Annotated in this window: 16 protein-coding genes; 7 read left to right on the top strand and 9 right to left on the bottom strand. The window is 63.3% G+C overall.

Annotated features, from left to right (window positions below):
- Nucleotides 1-10: 10 nt before the first annotated feature.
- Nucleotides 11-4,351 (bottom strand): DEAD/DEAH box helicase, encoded by a 4,341-nt coding sequence (locus KW062_RS26090; protein WP_105754413.1) that lies wholly within the window; start codon nt 4,349-4,351, stop codon nt 11-13.
- Nucleotides 4,352-4,564: 213 nt separating this feature from the next.
- Here KW062_RS26090 and KW062_RS26085 point away from each other — a divergent pair, with 213 nt between their 5' ends.
- Together KW062_RS26085 and KW062_RS26080 are read left to right on the top strand one after the other, a co-directional pair.
- The gene (locus KW062_RS26085; RefSeq protein ID WP_033866061.1) at nt 4,565-5,449 is read left to right on the top strand and encodes a sugar nucleotide-binding protein; all 885 of its coding nucleotides are present in this window, start codon (nt 4,565-4,567) and stop codon (nt 5,447-5,449) included.
- Nucleotides 5,442-6,371, top strand: coding sequence for an NAD-dependent epimerase/dehydratase family protein (locus KW062_RS26080; RefSeq protein ID WP_105754414.1), 930 nt, complete (start codon nt 5,442-5,444; stop codon nt 6,369-6,371). Before KW062_RS26085 ends, KW062_RS26080 begins: the two co-directional genes overlap by 8 nt.
- A 61-nt stretch (nt 6,372-6,432) precedes the next feature.
- On the opposite strand, the gene KW062_RS26075 is transcribed toward KW062_RS26080, so the two are convergent.
- From KW062_RS26075 to KW062_RS26055, 5 genes are all read right to left on the bottom strand, one after another.
- Complete coding sequence (locus KW062_RS26075; RefSeq protein WP_027617707.1) at nt 6,433-7,131, bottom strand: OmpW/AlkL family protein; 699 nt, start codon at nt 7,129-7,131, stop codon at nt 6,433-6,435.
- A 112-nt stretch (nt 7,132-7,243) separates the two neighbouring features.
- Nucleotides 7,244-7,762 (bottom strand): DUF3299 domain-containing protein, encoded by a 519-nt coding sequence (locus KW062_RS26070; RefSeq protein WP_027617708.1) that lies wholly within the window; start codon nt 7,760-7,762, stop codon nt 7,244-7,246.
- Nucleotides 7,763-7,773: 11 nt separating this feature from the next.
- Entirely contained in the window at nt 7,774-9,039 is a 1,266-nt protein-coding gene (locus tag KW062_RS26065) for an ABC transporter permease (RefSeq protein WP_027617709.1), read from the bottom strand.
- A 1-nt stretch (nt 9,040) separates the two neighbouring features.
- A complete protein-coding gene (locus KW062_RS26060) occupies nt 9,041-9,751 on the bottom strand; it encodes an ABC transporter ATP-binding protein (protein ID WP_027617710.1) in 711 nt (236 codons plus the stop codon).
- 29 nt (nt 9,752-9,780) lie between these two features.
- Nucleotides 9,781-10,377 carry a DUF2796 domain-containing protein gene (locus KW062_RS26055; RefSeq protein WP_027617711.1) on the bottom strand — a complete coding sequence of 199 codons (597 nt, stop codon included), beginning with the start codon at nt 10,375-10,377 and terminating at the stop codon, nt 9,781-9,783.
- A 134-nt stretch (nt 10,378-10,511) separates the two neighbouring features.
- Between KW062_RS26055 and KW062_RS26050 the strand changes: the two genes are divergently transcribed.
- Nucleotides 10,512-10,871, top strand: coding sequence for a hypothetical protein (locus tag KW062_RS26050; protein ID WP_027617712.1), 360 nt, complete (start codon nt 10,512-10,514; stop codon nt 10,869-10,871).
- 5 nt (nt 10,872-10,876) lie between these two features.
- On the opposite strand, the gene trxA is transcribed toward KW062_RS26050, so the two are convergent.
- From trxA to KW062_RS26035, 3 genes are all read right to left on the bottom strand, one after another.
- Nucleotides 10,877-11,749 (bottom strand): thioredoxin, encoded by an 873-nt coding sequence (gene trxA / locus KW062_RS26045; protein WP_105754415.1) that lies wholly within the window; start codon nt 11,747-11,749, stop codon nt 10,877-10,879.
- A 63-nt stretch (nt 11,750-11,812) separates the two neighbouring features.
- Entirely contained in the window at nt 11,813-12,469 is a 657-nt protein-coding gene (locus KW062_RS26040) for a class I SAM-dependent methyltransferase (protein ID WP_027617714.1), read from the bottom strand.
- Complete coding sequence (locus KW062_RS26035) at nt 12,466-12,930, bottom strand: YbaY family lipoprotein (protein ID WP_027617715.1); 465 nt, start codon at nt 12,928-12,930, stop codon at nt 12,466-12,468. Before KW062_RS26035 ends, KW062_RS26040 begins: the two co-directional genes overlap by 4 nt.
- A 128-nt stretch (nt 12,931-13,058) precedes the next feature.
- On the opposite strand from KW062_RS26035, the gene nrdR reads away from it, so the two are divergent.
- Genes nrdR through ribBA form a run of 4 tightly spaced genes read left to right on the top strand, consistent with a single transcriptional unit; the run spans nt 13,059 to nt 16,482 of the window.
- The gene (gene nrdR / locus KW062_RS26030) at nt 13,059-13,523 is read left to right on the top strand and encodes a transcriptional regulator NrdR (RefSeq protein WP_027617716.1); all 465 of its coding nucleotides are present in this window, start codon (nt 13,059-13,061) and stop codon (nt 13,521-13,523) included.
- Complete coding sequence (ribD, locus tag KW062_RS26025; RefSeq protein ID WP_105754417.1) at nt 13,520-14,653, top strand: bifunctional diaminohydroxyphosphoribosylaminopyrimidine deaminase/5-amino-6-(5-phosphoribosylamino)uracil reductase RibD; 1,134 nt, start codon at nt 13,520-13,522, stop codon at nt 14,651-14,653. The genes nrdR and ribD overlap by 4 nt, the downstream gene beginning before the upstream one ends.
- 44 nt (nt 14,654-14,697) lie before the next feature.
- Entirely contained in the window at nt 14,698-15,360 is a 663-nt protein-coding gene (locus tag KW062_RS26020; RefSeq protein ID WP_027617718.1) for a riboflavin synthase, read from the top strand.
- A 30-nt stretch (nt 15,361-15,390) separates the two neighbouring features.
- Nucleotides 15,391-16,482 carry a bifunctional 3,4-dihydroxy-2-butanone-4-phosphate synthase/GTP cyclohydrolase II gene (ribBA, locus tag KW062_RS26015; protein ID WP_027617719.1) on the top strand — a complete coding sequence of 364 codons (1,092 nt, stop codon included), beginning with the start codon at nt 15,391-15,393 and terminating at the stop codon, nt 16,480-16,482.
- Nucleotides 16,483-16,565 lie beyond the last annotated feature (83 nt).

Genomic DNA, 16,565 nt, shown 5'->3' with positions numbered 1-16,565 from the left:
GCCCGACGGCTTAGTCGGCCGCGTGGATGACGCGGTATTGGGTCAATGTGCGCTGTAGTTCGAGGCTCTGCGGCTGTTCCAGTTGCAGCCAGACATGCTGCACTCCGGCAATCTCCGCCGCGGCCGGCAAGCCATCGCGGTACACCAGGCGATTGCTTGCCAGGGCAGGGACTTTCTGGCCCGGAAGCACGGTGCCGACCAGGTTCAGCGGATCGACGCCACAGACACTCACCAGGCTACCATCGTGGGGCCGACGTCGCACTTCGCGCAGCAAGGGAATCGCTTCCGGCAGGGCGAATTGCTCGCCGGCCAGGCCGCTGACAAAACGCCCGCCACGAATCTCGCCACGGGCCTCCAGGCGATGAAAGGTGCGCAGCAATTCACGCCAGCTCGGCAGCCATTCCGCCTCGCGTTCCAGCAAGCGCCAGAACACCACGCCGTAGCGCCGCAACAGGGTCATGGCGATGTGTTCGAGGGTGTCGGCGGGTACGCTGGGTTGACGCGTTGGCGAAGCATCAGGTGCCGGTGTTCTGTTGCGGCGCAACAACGCCCAACGCCCGGCATCGTCCATCCCGCCAATCAGCGCCCCGCGCCCGCGACGGGCACTACGCGTCTGGCGTTTGCTCGCCGGGGTGATCAGCGCGCGCAGGCCGGCGAAGCTGTCGGCATTGACCAACCCGGCGCCGACCAACTCCTGCAAGGCGATCTCCAGCTCGCTGCGCAGCAGATGGGCCTCATGCAGCAGTTCATCAAAAAACAGTGCGCCGTGCTGGCTCAGGGCCTGATGAACCTTTTGCGTCTTCGGCGACAGCTCGCTGACTTGCGCTTGCTCAGTCAGGCTGCTCCAGAGCGGCACCTGGGCGCGCGGCAACAGCAGGATCGGCGTGCTGCGCAGGGCCACGCTGGCGGCTTTGTGGCGGGCACTCAAGCGAGTCCAGACCAGTTTGCCGCTGCGGCACAGGTCATCCAGCCAGGCGGATGAATAACCCTTGAGTCGCGCGGGCAGCAGGTCGCTGTCCCAGGCCGAGGCCGCCGCCGGGTAGCCTTCGAATTGCGCGACGATCACCGGCAATATGGCGCTGCCCTGACCTTGGGTGGTCGGGGTCAGGTGCTGCCAGTCGAAGAGAAAACGCATGAAGTCCTGCAAGGCCACCGGCTCGATTTCCCGGCGCAGGCGCTTCACGGTGTAACGGTGAATGCGTGCCAGCAAATGCCGCTCGCACCATTGATCCGTGGTGGCGCCTGGGCTGAAGCGTCCGCGCAGCACGTAGCCCTCACGCTCCAATTGCGCCAAGGTGTGTTCGACCCGCGTGGTGGGCAGGCCAAGCGGGTCGCCGATCGCACTGACCTCCAGCGGGCCAAAGCCGCTGAGGCGGGCGCGGATCAACTCGACACAGGCCTCGTCGCTGTCCCAGTTTTCGTCAAACCCCGGCAGAGCGATAAGAGGTGGTTGCAGGGGCGCCTGGGGATAGATTGCCTGCAGGCAGGTAAGCCGTTCCAGCGCCAGCCACAGACCGTGGTCCGCAGCGATCTGCACGCGGCTGGCGCGGCCCGATTCGGCGAGTTGTTGCAGCCATCCTGACCAGCGCTCGTCCAGCGCCGCCTCGGCATCGCAGATGGCGCCGAGGCTCATCAGCGCCTCGTGCATTTCATCGACGCGGGTCGGTTGCGGCCAGGCTTCTTCGCGGACCACCTCGATGGCTTGCGGGTCGAGGGCACCGAGGTCATCGGTGGATTGTGGGTCGCTCCAGCGGCGGTTAAGCACCGCCTGGGTGCGCCGTTCTTCCAGCGGCGCGTCGTCAAGGAAGGTGTAGGGGCGGGCGCTGAGGATCTCCGCCGCCAGCGGCGAAGGCGCCGGCAAGTCGCGACTGATCAGGCGCAGCTCACCCTGTTCCATACGTCTTAGAAGTTTGAGCCAGCCCTCGCAATCCATTGCTTCGTGCAAGCAGTCGTCGAGGGTTTGCTCGACCAGTGGGTGCTCGGGAATTTCCCGTTCGCCGGCGAGGTTTTCCAGGCAGGCGATCTGGTCGGGGAACACGCTGGCGATCAGGTCTTCACTTTTCATCCGCTGGATTTGCGGCGGCACCTTGCGCCCGCCGCTGTAGCGCGGCAGCGCCAAGGCTACACCGGCATTCCAGCGCCAGCGCACACCGAACAGCGGCGCATCCAGCAACGCCTGGATCAACACCTGCTCGGCGCTGTTGCTGTGCAGGTAACGCCAGATCTCGTCGAGCTCGAAGCTGTGGCTGGTGGACAACGACAACACGATCGCGTCTTCGCTGGCGGCGGCCTGTAACTCGAAGTTAAAGGTGCGGCAGAAACGCTTGCGCAGTGCCAGGCCCCAGGCGCGGTTGATACGACTGCCGAAAGGCGTGTGGATGATCAATTGGGTGCCGCCGGACTCGTCGAAAAAGCGTTCCATCAGCAGCGTGTCCTGAGACGGCAGGGCACCCAACGTCAGGCGCGCCGGGGCCAGGTATTCAACGATCTGCTCAGCGCTCGCCAGGTCCAGGCCGAGGGTGTCGGTCAGCCAGTCCAGGCTCGGTTGCCAATCACCAGGGCTGGCGCCCAGCAGTTCGTCGAGCTGTCCATGCAGGCGTGCCACGGCGAACGACAACTCGGCGCTGCGCCCCGGCGCTTCTCCGAGCCAGAAGGGAATGGTCGGCGGCTGGCCCTGGGCGTCTTCGACTCGGACCTTGCCGGTTTCGACCCGCAGGATTCGGTAAGACGTATTGCCCAACTGAAACACGTCGCCGGCGATGCTTTCCACGGCGAAATCTTCGTTGACGCTGCCAATGTTCAGCCCTTGAGGTTCCAGCAGCACGGCGTAGTCGGCATTGTCGGGGATGGTCCCGCCACTGGTCACCGCCGTCAGCCTGGCACCGCGCCGGCCACGCAGATTGCCGCTGACGGCATCGCGATGCAGGTAGGCGCTGCGAATACCCTGACGGCCGTTGTAGCCCTCGGCAAGCATCTTCAGCAGGGCCTGATAGTGGTCCTCATCCAGTGCGGCATAGGGTGAAGCGCGCCGCAGGACGGCGAGCAGCGCCTGCTCTTGCCATTCCTGACAACTGACCTCGGCGATGATTTGTTGGGCGAGGACATCCAGCGGCGCCACGGGAATCAGCAGGTTGTCGAGTTCGCCGCGACGTACGCAATCAAGCAGCGCGGCGCACTCGATCAGGTCGTCACGGGTGGTGGCGAACAATCGACCCTTGGGCGTGCCGCCAACCTGGTGCCCGGAGCGCCCGACCCGCTGCAGGAAGCCGGCAATCGAGCGCGGTGAGGCAATCTGGCAGACCAGGTCGACATCACCAATGTCGATTCCCAGTTCCAGCGATGCGGTGGCGATCAACACCTGCAACTCGCCGCGCTTGAGCCGCTGTTCGGCGTCCAGGCGAAACTCCTTGGCCAGGCTGCCATGGTGCGCCGCAACGGCATCCTTGCCCAAACGCTCGCTGAGGTGCCGGCTCAAGCGCTCGGCCAGGCGTCGGGTGTTGACGAAAATCAGCGTGGTGCGGTGTTCGCGGGCGAGTACGGCGATGCGATCGTAGACCAGTCCCCAGACGTCATTGGCCATCACCGCCGACAACGGCACCGGAGGCACTTCGATGGCGAGGTCCCGGGGGCGAGCGTGGCCTATGTCGACAATCTCGCAGGGACGGCCGGCGCCCACCAGAAACCGCGATACCGCTTCAATGGGCTTTTGCGTGGCAGACAGGCCGATGCGCATCAACGGCTCGTCGCACAGCGCCTGCAAGCGCTCCAGGCTCAGGGCTAGATGGCTGCCGCGCTTGCTCGCGGCGATGGCGTGGATTTCGTCGACGATCACCGTCCGCGTACTGGCGAGCATGCGCCGGCCGGAGTCGGAGCCGAGCAGCACGTACAACGATTCCGGGGTGGTCACCAGAATGTGCGGCGCGCTTTTGCGCATCGCCGAACGGTCTTTCTGCGGCGTATCGCCAGTGCGCACCGCCGTGCTGATGCGCAACTCGGGATAGCCCTGGGAGAGCAACTGTTCACTGATGCCGGCCAGCGGATTTTGCAGGTTGATCTGGATGTCGTTGGACAGCGCCTTGAGGGGCGAGACGTAGACCACTAGCGTGGCGTCGGGCAGCTCGCCGCCCAGCGCCAGGCCTTGGCGGACCAGATCGTCGATCACCGCGAGAAACGCGGTGAGGGTTTTTCCGGAGCCGGTGGGCGCGGCGATCAGCGTCGAGCGGCGCTGGCGAATCAACGGCCAGGCGCGCGCCTGGGCGGCGGTGACCGAAGGGAACGTGCGGGTGAACCAAGCGCTGACGGCAGGATGAAAACCGTCGAGCACGGGCGGCGTGGCTGCGGGGAGATTCATGGGTCAAGTTATGCGACCGCCCGCGCCAAGTTGCAAGTGGCAGGGCCTTATAACTGCCGTGACTTGGGCCGTTACCCGCGCGTTCTATACTTTGCGGGTGACGGTTGCGTATTAAACCCGCAAAATGTCACGATTCTGGCATCTCTCAGCGGCATAGCCTGTGGGCGCTGTCGCTACACTCATCGTTTCCAACAGACTGGGCCTGCTGACTCTATGCGAATGCGCCTTATGTTACTGGGTGGCGGAAATGCCCTTGGGCAGGCGCTGATTCGCCTCGGTGCGGAGGAAGACATCGGTTTCCTCGCCCCCCGTCCCCCGCAAGACGGCTGGGACGCCGCGAGCCTCACGCAACTGCTCGACGACACGCGTCCGGACGCGTTGATCAATCTCGCCTACTACTTCGACTGGTTCCAGGCCGAGCAAGTGCCCGAGGCACGCCTGGCCGGGCAAGAACGCGCGGTGGAACGCCTGGCCGAACTATGCCAGCACCACAACATTGTGCTGATCCAGCCTTCCAGCTATCGCGTGTTCGATGGCTCGCGGGCAACCGCGTACAGCGAAAAAGATGAACCGGTGCCTCTGGGCCTGCGCGGCCAAGCGTTGTGGCGCATCGAGCAAAGCGTGCGTGCGACCTGTCCACAACACGTGATGCTGCGTTTTGGTTGGTTGCTCGACGACAGTGCCGAGGGCTCCCTGGGACGCTTCCTGGCGCGTGCCGAAGAGCCCGGAGAGCTGCTGCTGGCCGATGACCGTCGAGGCAACCCGACCCCGGTGGATGACGCTGCGCGAGTGATCATTTCGGTGCTCAAACAACTCGATTGCGCCGCGCCGCTGTGGGGCACTTACCACTACGCCGGGCATGAGGCGACCACGGCGCTGGCGCTGGGCCAGGCGATTCTCACCGAGGCCCGCAACCTGCACCCGCTGGCCATTGAGGCGCCGACCGCCCAGGCCCATGCCGCGCGTCCGGATGCCGCCGAAGAGCCGCAACATGCGGTGCTGGCCTGCAAGAAAATTCTGCACACTTTCGGGATCAAGCCGCGCGCCTGGCGTGCCGCGCTCCCGGGCTTACTGGATAGGTTTTATCGTCATGGCTAAAGGCCCTGTATTAATCACCGGCGGTGCTGGTTTCATCGGCTCGCACCTCGCTGATGGCCTGCTGGCCAAAGGGCATTCGGTTCGCATCCTCGACGACCTGTCGACCGGCAAGCCGGGCAACCTGCCTCTGGATAACCCGCTGATCGAACTGATCGAAGGCGACGTCGCCGATGCCGCGCTGGTGGCGCGGGTGATGCAAGGCTGCAGCGCGGTGGCGCACCTGGCGGCCGTGGCCTCGGTGCAAGCGTCGGTGGAAGACCCGGTGCGCACCCACCAGAGCAACTTCATCGGTACCCTGAATGTCTGCGAAGCGATGCGCCAGGCTGGGGTCAAGCGCGTGCTGTTCGCCTCGAGCGCGGCGATCTATGGCAACAATGGCGAAGGCGAGTCGATTGATGAAGAGACCGCCAAGGCGCCGCTGACACCCTACGCCTCGGACAAACTGGCGGGCGAGTATTACCTGGATTTCTACCGCCGCCAGCATGGTCTGGAGCCGGCGATTTTCCGCTTCTTCAACATCTTCGGCCCACGCCAGGATCCGTCATCGCCGTATTCCGGGGTGATCAGCATTTTCAGCGAGCGCGCGGTCAAGGGCCTGCCGATCACCGTATTCGGCGATGGCGAGCAGACCCGGGATTTTCTCTACGTCGAAGATCTGGTCGACCTGCTGGTGCAAGCCATCGAAGCGCCGACGCTGGAAGTGGGCGCGGTCAACGTCGGCTGGAACCAGGCCACCAGCCTGAAACAAATGCTTGAGGCCTTGAAGGAAGTGGTCGGTGAGTTGCCACCGATTACCTACGGTCCGGCACGTTCTGGCGATATCCGTCATTCACGGGCCAACAATCAGCGCCTGCTGCAGCGCTTCACACTGCCCGAGCAAACTCCGCTGCGCGCCGGTCTCGCCCGGTTACTGGGGCGTTGAGCATTTCCCGAGCATGAAAAAAGGCGCCTTTCGAGGCGCCTTTGTTTTTTGCGGATGCGACTTAGAACTTGTAGCCCAGGCCGATCATGTAGACAAACGGATCAACGTCGACGTCAACCTTGGCCCGAGTGCCGGGTGCGACGCTGTTGTTGTCGACATAGGCGGTGGTGTCGATGTCGATGTAGCGGATCTGGCCGTTGATCATGATGTTGTCGGTCAGCATGTAGTCGGCGCCGACCTGCCAAGCCATCCCCCAGGAGTTCTTCGCGCTGAAGTTGTCGAAACCAGCGGCGCTGGCCTGGCTGCCGACGTGTTCGTCGTAGATGTAGGTGTAGTTGATGCCTGCACCGACATAGGGTTGGAACACCGATTTGTGATCCAGTGGGTAGTACACCAGGCTCAGGGTCGGCGGCAGGTGCTTGAGGGTACCGAGCTTGCCGTTGGCCGGAGCCAGTGCGGTGTTCTTGAGTTTCACGTCGTGCTCGAACGGGGTCGCTGCGAGCAACTCGACCGCAAGATTGTTGGTGATCATGTACGCAAAGTTCAGACCCAACTGAGTGTCACTGCTCATGGTCGCCTTGCCGCCCAGGTCGGCACCTGCCAGCGGGCCGCGATCGACCTTTACGCTGGAGCTGTCAGCATCCGGATTGACGGTGATGGCACCGGCCCGAACGATAATGTCGCCGGCTTCGTGGGCCTGGACGGACGGGACTGCAAGCGCGAGTGCAATGAGGGAAGCGCTGAGCAAAGACTTGTGCATGGGGGCTCCAGGGAACAATTCAAAATTTATGTCCCATTTTATGAAGCCCCGCCGATGGCGAATTGACACAGCTCAAAGAAAACCTTGATGGCTATCAAGATCGTCTATTGCGCTATTGCGGCAACTCATACACGTAGATCTTTTGCGCATCCATCTGGTAGCCAGCATCTGCCAGTTCGCTGGTGGAGGCCTTGACCTGCAGTGCGCCCTCGATCCAGTACGGCTGATACAACTCCTCGAGCTTGACTCCGAGTTCACTGCGTACATGGACGATCTGGTTCGACGGTGGTGGCGGCACGTGGATGCAGGCGCCGAAATACGGCACCAGCAAAAACTCGGTGGTGCGGCCCTCTTCGTTGACCTCCAGCGGCACGATGTAGCCGGGCAGGCGGATGGCCTGGCCGTCGAGGCTCTGCACCACCGGCGCATTGGGCAAGTCCTGCTTGGCCGCCGGTGCCGACTCGGCCGCCAGCGCGTCACTCATCTGCGACAGGTCGTGCAGCGGCTTCATGTTCGGCACTTCGGTGGGAGCATCCGGCGGGATCATTTCCGACCAGGTCAGGTCCCGGGGTTCGGCCGCCCACAGTGGCAGAGCGACCAGCATCAACAACGCCAGGAGGGCGCGGGGCATTTTCAACATCCTCATAAACGGATCGACAGACCATCGGCCAGCGACTGCCGGTAGGCGCGCCAGGCGGGCACGCTGCCCATCAGCAGCGCGGCCAGCAGGATGCCACCGAGCAGCGTCCATTCATACTCGCTGGGCCACGACAGCGGCAGAAATAATCCGTAGTTGGACTGCACGTAACCTTGCGCCAGGGCAATACCCAGGTAGAGCAGGGCGAGACCGGCGATCACTCCGGACAACGCCAGGGCAAAGGCTTCCAGCACCAGCAGCGTGGCGATATGCCAGGGCCTGGCACCGACCGAACGCAGGATCGCCATTTCCCGCCGCCGTTCGTTGAGACTGGTGAGGATCGCCGTGAGCATGCCGATCAGGCCGGTTAGCACCACGAACAGCGAGACCACAAACAGGGCTTTTTCGGCGGTGCCCATCAGGCTCCAGAGCTCCTGCAGGGCCACCCCCGGGAGAATCGCCAGCATCGGTTCGCCACGGAATTCGTTGATCTCGCGCTGCAGCGAAAAGGTCGCGATCTTGCTGTTGAGACCGAGCATGAATGCAGTAATGGCTTGCGGCGTGAGGTCCATGTTGCGCGCCTGGTCGGCACTGACCCGGCCGTCACCCCGGGCAGGAGCACCGTTGTGCCAGTCGATATGGATCGCCTCCATGCCGCCGAGGCTGATATGCAACGTGCGGTCGACCGGGGTCCCGGTGCGTTTGAGGATGCCGACCACAGTGAAGGGTTTGTCGTCGTGCTTGACCAGGCTGATCACCGCCACGCCGTGGGCTAGCACCAGTTTGTCGCCGAGCTTGTAATGCAGGGCGTCAGCCACTTCGGCACCCAGCACCACCTCGAACGGATCGCTGGCGAAGGCTCGACCGCTTTCCAGTTGCAGGTGTTGCTGACGACCGTACTGGTAGTGCTGGAAATAAGCGTCGGTGGTGCCCATCACCCGGTAGCCGCGATGGGAGTCGCCGAGGGAAATCGGGATCGCCCATTTCACTTTCGGATTGTTGGCAAAGTGCTCGAAGCTGTCCCAGCGAATGTTGTTGGTGGCATTGCCGATACGAAACACCGAGTACAGCAGCAGATTCACCGAACCCGAGCGCGCGCCGACGATCAGGTCGGTGCCACTGATGGTGCTGGCGAAACTGGCGCGGGCTTCGGTGCGTACCCGTTCCACAGCCAGCAACAGGCACACTGACAGGGCGATGGCGAGGGCGGTGAGCAGGGCGGTAAAACGGCGATTAGCCAGGCTGGCCATGGCTAGACGGAGCAAATACATCTTAGACCTCTGCGGGCGTGGCGGCGCGATTGAGTTCGGCCAGCGACAGGTGACGATCGAACAGCGGCGCCAGGCTCTGGTCATGACTGACAAACAACAGGCTGGAACCGGCCTCGCGGCATTCGGCGAACAGCAGGCGAATAAACGCTTCGCGGGCGTCGTAATCGAGAGCCGAGGTCGGCTCGTCGGCGATCACCAGTTCCGGTTGCCCGATCAGGGCGCGGGCGGCGGCGACCCGTTGTTGTTGGCCAATCGACAGTGAGTCGGCGCGTCGGGCGAGGATGCCGGGATCCTTGAGCCCGAGGTGCGCGAGCAGGGTCGCGGCGGCGGCATCGACACTGCCGTGACGCTGGATCGCCCGGCGAGTACGCAGCGCCGAGAAATGGCAGGGCAGTTCGACGTTCTCGCGGACGGAAAGAAACGGCAGCAGATTGAACTGCTGGAAAATGTAGCCGGTGTGATCGACCCGAAAGCGATCGCGGGCGCCTGCTGAAAGGTCACTCAGCTCCTGGCCGAGCAAGCGGATGCTGCCACGATTGGCTTTCTGCACCCCGCCGAGCAGGCCCAGCAGAGTGGTCTTGCCACTGCCACTGGGGCCTTTCAGGAACAAGGTTTCGCCGGGCTCCAGGCGAAACGCCGGGATATCCAGCAGCGTCGGATGACCGGGCCAGTTGAAGCCCAGGTCAGTCAGTTCGATAAGTGCTTGGGTCATGGGAAACCGGTCGGCTGGGGAAGGATGATTCAGAAGCTCAGAGTGCCTGACTGGGGCGTGACCTCAAGGCCTTTCTGGCCGTTCGGGCCAATCAGTTGTAGCTGAATTTTTTGCGTGGCGGGGAAGGTCTTGAACAGCGGCGCCAGGTCCAGGGTCTTCAGCGCATCCGGTTGGGTGCAGGTGAACTGGTAGTGGGCGTGGATCTCGCTGTGGTCGTGGTGATGCTCGTGGGCGTCGGCGTCCTTGGCTTCGTCTGCGTGATCGTGGGCCACATGGTCCTCGGGTTTGTCACCGAACAACGGGCTCTCCAACTCCTGCTCGCTGAGTACGCAATTGGCCGCCTTGGGCAAGCCGAACAGCGTCAGGGGTTGTTCCAGTTGCGCGCGGACCGCGGCGACCTTGGCCTTGTCGGCCGGGGTGCTGGCGGCATGTTCGAAGCCCACCAGATTCATCGCCGGGCTTTCCAGTTCCAGTTCCAGGGTCTGGCCGTCGAGTGCGGCGTTCAGGCGCCCGACCCCATGCTCGTGAGCACCGAGGCTGCCGTGTTCGTGATCGTGGGTTTCAGCGGCCTGGGCGATAGCCAGTGGCAGCAGGGCAAACGGCAAAGCGAGAAGCAGGCGGCGCATGGCAACACTCCGAGTCGTCAATTAACAATTATGTTATGTAATCTTATAACACTTGGTCCGGCAGTTTGAACTCAAGCTTGGCGTTGCGCAAGACGCATGGGAGCATGTTCAGTACAAACCTGAGGGGAACCCCAATGTTGCGCATACGTGGAAGCATCGGCGACTGGCCGGTGGATTTGACCCTGGAACTCGATGATGGTGATTGGGCAAAACTGGGCGCGCAGCTACAGGTCAGCCGCGTCGATGGCGAAGCGCCTGCCGCAGCCACGGTCGTCAAACCGGCGAGTCAGGATGATCGGCAATGGCAGCTTGCCCGGGAGTTGTTGCGCAAGGCCGGCGAACTGAGCGGGCCGGACTTGCTGGAGCAACTGGAGGGCGTGACCGGCAGCCCGTCGGCCGGCAAGCGCTTGCTGGTGCGCTTGCGCCACTGTGCCGACGTCAAGGTGCTGAGCGGCGCCGATACGCCGCTCTATCGCTGGATCACGCCCGAGTAGGCGTCTTAGTACAACGCGGCGAACAGCTTGCGGCGGTAAGTGGTGACCAGCGGGTGATCGTTACCCAGCAGTTCGAACACCTGCAGCAAGGTCTTGTGCGGCAGGCCTTCGCTGTAGCTGCGGTTGCGGATGAACAGCTTGAGCAGCGAGTCCAGCGCCGGGTCGTATTGCTGGCGGGCCAACTGCTGGATCGCCAGTTGATAGACCGCTTCGTCGTCCTGCGGATTCTGCGCCAGACGCGATTTCAGTTCGGCGACATCCGGCAGATTGGCGGCCTGGCCGAGGAACTGGATCTGCGCCTTGGCAGCGGCCAGCGCCGCCTTGTGTTCATCACTCTTGACCGCATCCAGCACGGCCTGGGCTTCGCTCAGCTCACCGCGCTCGATCAGGCAACGGGCGTACAGAATCAGCGCGCCAGCATGGGTGTTGTCTTCGCCCAACAGTACCTTGAGCGCAGCCTCGGCCTCGGCAAAACGGCTCTCGTCAAACAGCAACTGGGCTTGTGTGAAGGGATCGGCGGTTGGCGGTGGTGGCATCTGCACATGGGGCTCAAGCAGCGCGCGCACGGCGGACTCGGGCTGGGCGCCGGCGAAGCCGTCCACCGGTTGCCCGTCCTTAAACAGCACCACGGTCGGCAGGCTGCGAATGCCGAAGCGGGCGACAATGTCCTGCTCGATATCGCAATTGACCTTGGCCAGCAGCAGTTCGCCCTGGTAGCTCTCGGCGATGCCTTGCAGCATCGGCATCAGCGCCTTGCATGGCGCACACCACTCGGCCCAGAAATCCACCAGCACCGGCTTGTGAAATGAACTCTCGATCACCGACTGGTCGAAATCAGCAGTAGTGGCATCGAAGATATACGGCGTGTCCTGACTCATGGGGCATCTCGAAAAAACGTGAATGGAACAACTATACGGCGTGCCGGGGTATGGCCGAAAGCCTCATGTCCGGCGGGCGTGGTACAGGCTGACATGACGAAACTCGTGGGGTTCGGCCAGGTCTGGCAAGGTCATGGCTTCGAGGATCTGCAGGCGCTGGTACAGCGGGTGACGGAAATCGCGCACCCGGGAGTCCGCCACCAGCGCTTCGCGGCCGCGACTGAGGAACTGGTCGAGCAACGGCAGGTTGGCGCGGTCATAAAGCACGTCAGCCACCAGGATCAGGTCAAAGCGGTCGGCCTCGGCGAAAAAGTCCACCGAGTAGTTCAGCTCGACACCATTCAATTCGGCGTTGGCCCGGCAGGCGGCAATCGCCAGCGGATCCAGGTCACAGGCCACCACTTCGAGCGCGCCGGCCTTCACCGCGGCAATCCCGGCGACGCCGGACCCAGCGCCGAAATCCAGCACTCGTTTACCGACGACCCACTGCGGCTGCTCGGCCAGGTAACGGGCCAGCGCCAGGCCGCTGGCCCAGCAAAAACTCCAGTACGGCGGCTCGTGAAGGATGCGCCGGGTTTCTTCCGGGCTGAAAGCGCGGTCCATGTTGTCGCCATCGATCAGCCACAACTTCAGCTCGGTGCCCGGCAATGGGCTAGGCACCAGTTGTGCGTCGCCGAGCAGGTCGCCGAGGGCCTGCTGCAGGTCTAACGGTGCATTCATGGTGCTTTGACGAATTGCAGTTGACCCAGGGCCTGGGTGGTCGGCTGGAAAATTCGCTGCGCCGGCAGGTGCAAAATCAATTGCCCGGACTGGCTGGCGCGGCCGCGCAATTCAACGCGGGCACCGGCGGGAAAGGCTTCAGGGTTGAAGCGCAGGTGAAACGGCAAAGTCTGGTTGTTGCCGATCAGGTTGGCGCTGGCCAACAGTTGTTGCGGGCGCGAACGTTCGTCGATCACCAGCAGCGCCAGTTCCACTTCGGCGCCTTGCGGTACGCCCTGCAGGGAGCCGGTCAACTCACGTTGATAGGCGGGAAGCGGACCAAGGGCCGCGGACTCCTGGGCTTTTTTCTGGGCCATCTGCGGGGCCGGGCCGGGCGTCGGTTCGGCGGGCTTGGGCGCATCGCTGCTGCAGGCGACCAACAGGCCGGCGAAACTGAGTAAAACGAGCGGTCGTAGCGGCATTTACGGCTCCAGCGAGATCAAATCCATGGTTCAGGCACTATAGCCCGTCTGTATACCGCAAAGCCTATGGCTTGTCTTGCCACCGGGATGCGCTACCATGGCCCTCCCTTTTTTTGTTGCCTGCCACCATGCACTGTCCCTTCTGCGGTGCCAACGACACCAAGGTCATCGACTCGCGACTGGTCGCCGAGGGCGATCAGGTGCGCCGCCGGCGTGAATGCCTGGCCTGCGGCGAACGTTTCACGACGTTCGAGACGGCCGAACTGGTGTTGCCGCGCCTGATCAAAACCGACGGCAGCCGTCAGCCGTTCGACGAAGAAAAACTCCGCGCCGGGATGCAGCGCGCCCTGGAAAAACGTCCGGTGAGTGTCGAACGCCTGGAATCCTCGCTGGCGCAGATCAAGCACAAGCTGCGCGCCACCGGTGAGCGCGAGGTCAAGTCACTGGTGGTCGGTGAGCTGGTGATGGCCGAGCTGCAGAAGCTCGATGAAGTCGCCTACATTCGTTTCGCCTCGGTGTATCGCCGCTTCCAGGACCTCAACGAGTTCCGTGAAGAAATCGATCGCCTGGCCCGTGAGCCGATCAAGCCATGACCACTTCTCCAGAGCAGGCCATCCTCGACGCCCATTACATGGCGCGCGCCGTGGAGCTGGCGCGCAAGGGCCACTACAGCACCCATCCCAATCCGCGCGTCGGTTGCGTGATCGTGCGCGACGGGCAAATTGTCGGCGAAGGCTGGCATGAGCGCGCGGGCGAGCCGCATGCCGAAGTCCACGCCTTGCGCGCGGCAGGCGAGCTGGCGCGCGGGGCTACGGCCTATGTGACGCTTGAGCCGTGCAGCCATCATGGGCGCACGCCGCCCTGCGCCGATGCCCTGGTCAATGCCGGGCTGGCGCGGGTGGTGGCGGCGATGCAGGACCCCAACCCGGAAGTCGCCGGACGCGGTTTGCAGCGTCTGCAACAGGCTGGCATTGCCACTGACAGTGGCGTGCTGGAAAACGAGGCGCGTCTGCTCAATCAAGGGTTCCTCAAGCGCATGGAGCACGGCATGCCGTTCGTGCGGGTCAAGCTGGCGATGAGCCTGGATGGCCGTACGGCGATGGCCAGCGGCGAAAGCCAATGGATCACCGGCCCGGATGCCCGTTCTGCGGTGCAGCGTCTGCGCGCCCAGGCCAGCGTAGTGCTGACCGGTGCCGACACGGTGCTGGCGGATGACGCACGCCTGACCGTGCGCGCCGCCGAGCTGGGGCTGGACGCCGAGCAGACCGCCCTGGCGCTGAGCCGACCGCCGCTGCGGGTGTTGATCGACGGACGCCTGCGGGTGCCGCTGGAGGCCGCCTTCTTCAAGGCCGGGCCGGCCTTGGTCGCGACCTGCGTCGCCGTCGAAGAGCAATACGCCAACGGCCCGGAGTGTCTGATCGTGCCCGGCGCTGAGGGTCAGGTAGACCTGCGACAACTGCTGGTCGAGTTGGCCGCTCGCGGGGTCAACGAGGTACTGGTGGAAGCCGGCCCACGCCTGGCCGGCGCTTTTGCCCAGCAGGGCCTGGTGGACGAGTACCAGATCTTCATGGCCGGCAAGTTCCTCGGATCGTCCGCGCGACCTCTGCTGGACTGGCCCCTGGCGCAAATGAAGGATGCCCCGGCGCTGAAAATCACTGAAATTCGTGCGGTTGGCGATGACTGGCGGGTCACTGCCATTCCTGTGCCATCAGCCAGCGTATAATTCCCGGCTGCGGCCAAGAAGGTTTTGTTCTCGAGGAGGACTCCATGTTTACCGGCATCATCGAATCCATCGGCAGTATTCGTGCATTGACCCCAAAAGGCGGAGATGTGCGGGTACACGTAGAAACCGGCAAGCTCGATCTGAGCGACGTCAAGCTGGGCGACAGCATCGCGGTGAACGGCGTCTGCCTGACCGCAGTTGAATTGCCAGGCAACGGTTTTGCGGCGGATGTCAGCCGCGAGACCCTGGATTGCACCGCGATGAATGATCTTAAAAGCGGCAGCCCGGTCAACCTGGAAAAAGCCCTGACCCCGACCACTCGCCTGGGTGGTCACCTGGTCAGCGGTCACGTCGACGGTGTCGGCGAAGTGGTTGCCCGCACCGAAAACGCCCGCGCCGTGGAATTCCGCATCCGTGCGCCGAAGGAGCTGGCCAAGTACATCGCCCACAAGGGTTCGATCACCGTCGACGGCACCAGCCTGACCGTGAACGCCGTGGACGGCGCCGAGTTTCTGCTGACGATCATTCCGCACACCCTGAGCGAAACCATCATGGCTTCGTACCAGCCAGGTCGCCGGGTGAACCTCGAAGTGGACCTGCTGGCCCGTTATCTGGAGCGCCTGCTGCTGGGCGACAAGGCCGCAGAGCCGGCTGCCAGCAACATCACCGAAAGCTTTCTGGCCGCCAACGGCTACCTCAAATCCTGAGCTCAAATTTCGAATTAAAGGGGGTGCCTTGTGGCGCTCAATAGCATCGAAGAACTGGTTGAAGACATCCGCCAAGGCAAGATGGTCATCCTCATGGATGACGAAGACCGCGAGAACGAAGGCGATCTGATCATGGCCGCCGAGTGCTGCCAGCCCGAGCACATCAACTTTATGGCCAAGCACGCCCGTGGCCTGATCTGCATGCCGATGAGCCGCGAGCGCTGCGAGTTGCTCAAGTTGCCATTGATGGCGCCACGCAATGGCTCGGGCTTCGGCACCAAGTTCACCGTGTCGATTGAAGCGGCTACCGGCGTCACCACCGGCATTTCCGCCGCCGACCGTGCGCGCACCGTACAGGCTGCCGCCGCCCGTGATGCCAAGGCCGACGACATCGTTAGCCCGGGCCACATCTTCCCGCTGATGGCCCAGGCCGGCGGTACCCTGGCACGTGCCGGACACACCGAAGCCGCTTGCGACCTGGCGCGTATGGCCGGTTTCGAGCCGAGCGGGGTGATCTGCGAAGTGATGAACGACGACGGCACCATGTCCCGCCGTGCTGAGCTCGAAGCCTTCGCTGCTGAACACAACATCAAGATCGGCACCATTGCCGACCTGATTCACTACCGGATGATCCACGAACGTACCGTTCAGCGGATCGCCGAGCAGCCGCTGGACAGCGAACTGGGCCAATTCAACCTGGTGACCTATCGTGATTCGGTGGAAGGCGACGTGCATATGGCACTGACCCTGGGCACTGTCTGCGCCGAAGAACCGACCCTGGTCCGGGTGCACAACATGGACCCGCTGCGCGACCTGCTGATGGTCAAGCAACCGGGTCGCTGGAGCCTGCGCGCCGCGATGGCTGCGGTTGCCGAGGCCGGCAGCGGTGTGGTGCTGTTGCTCGGACACCCGCTCGATGGCGACGTGCTGCTGGCACATATCCGTGAAACCGGTGAGCAGGCAGCGCCGAAAAAACCGACCACCTACAGCATCGTCGGTGCCGGTTCGCAGATCCTGCGCGACCTCGGTGTGCGCAAAATGCGCCTGATGTCGGCACCGATGAAATTTAATGCGATATCCGGTTTCGATCTGGAAGTTGTAGAATACGTGCCCTCCGAATAAAGGCCGGTAGTTTTTACCCCCTTGTTCGCGGTTCAAATATCACTGAGGGGCGCGTAGAAGACGCGTCCCGGCTCTTTAAGAGA

Origin of the sequence: Pseudomonas fluorescens, assembly GCF_019212185.1 — a bacterium.
In the GTDB taxonomy this organism is placed as follows: Bacteria; Pseudomonadota; Gammaproteobacteria; order Pseudomonadales; family Pseudomonadaceae; genus Aquipseudomonas.
The sequence above is the reverse complement of the archived record's forward strand: the minus strand, read 5'-3'. Positions and strand labels throughout refer to the sequence as shown.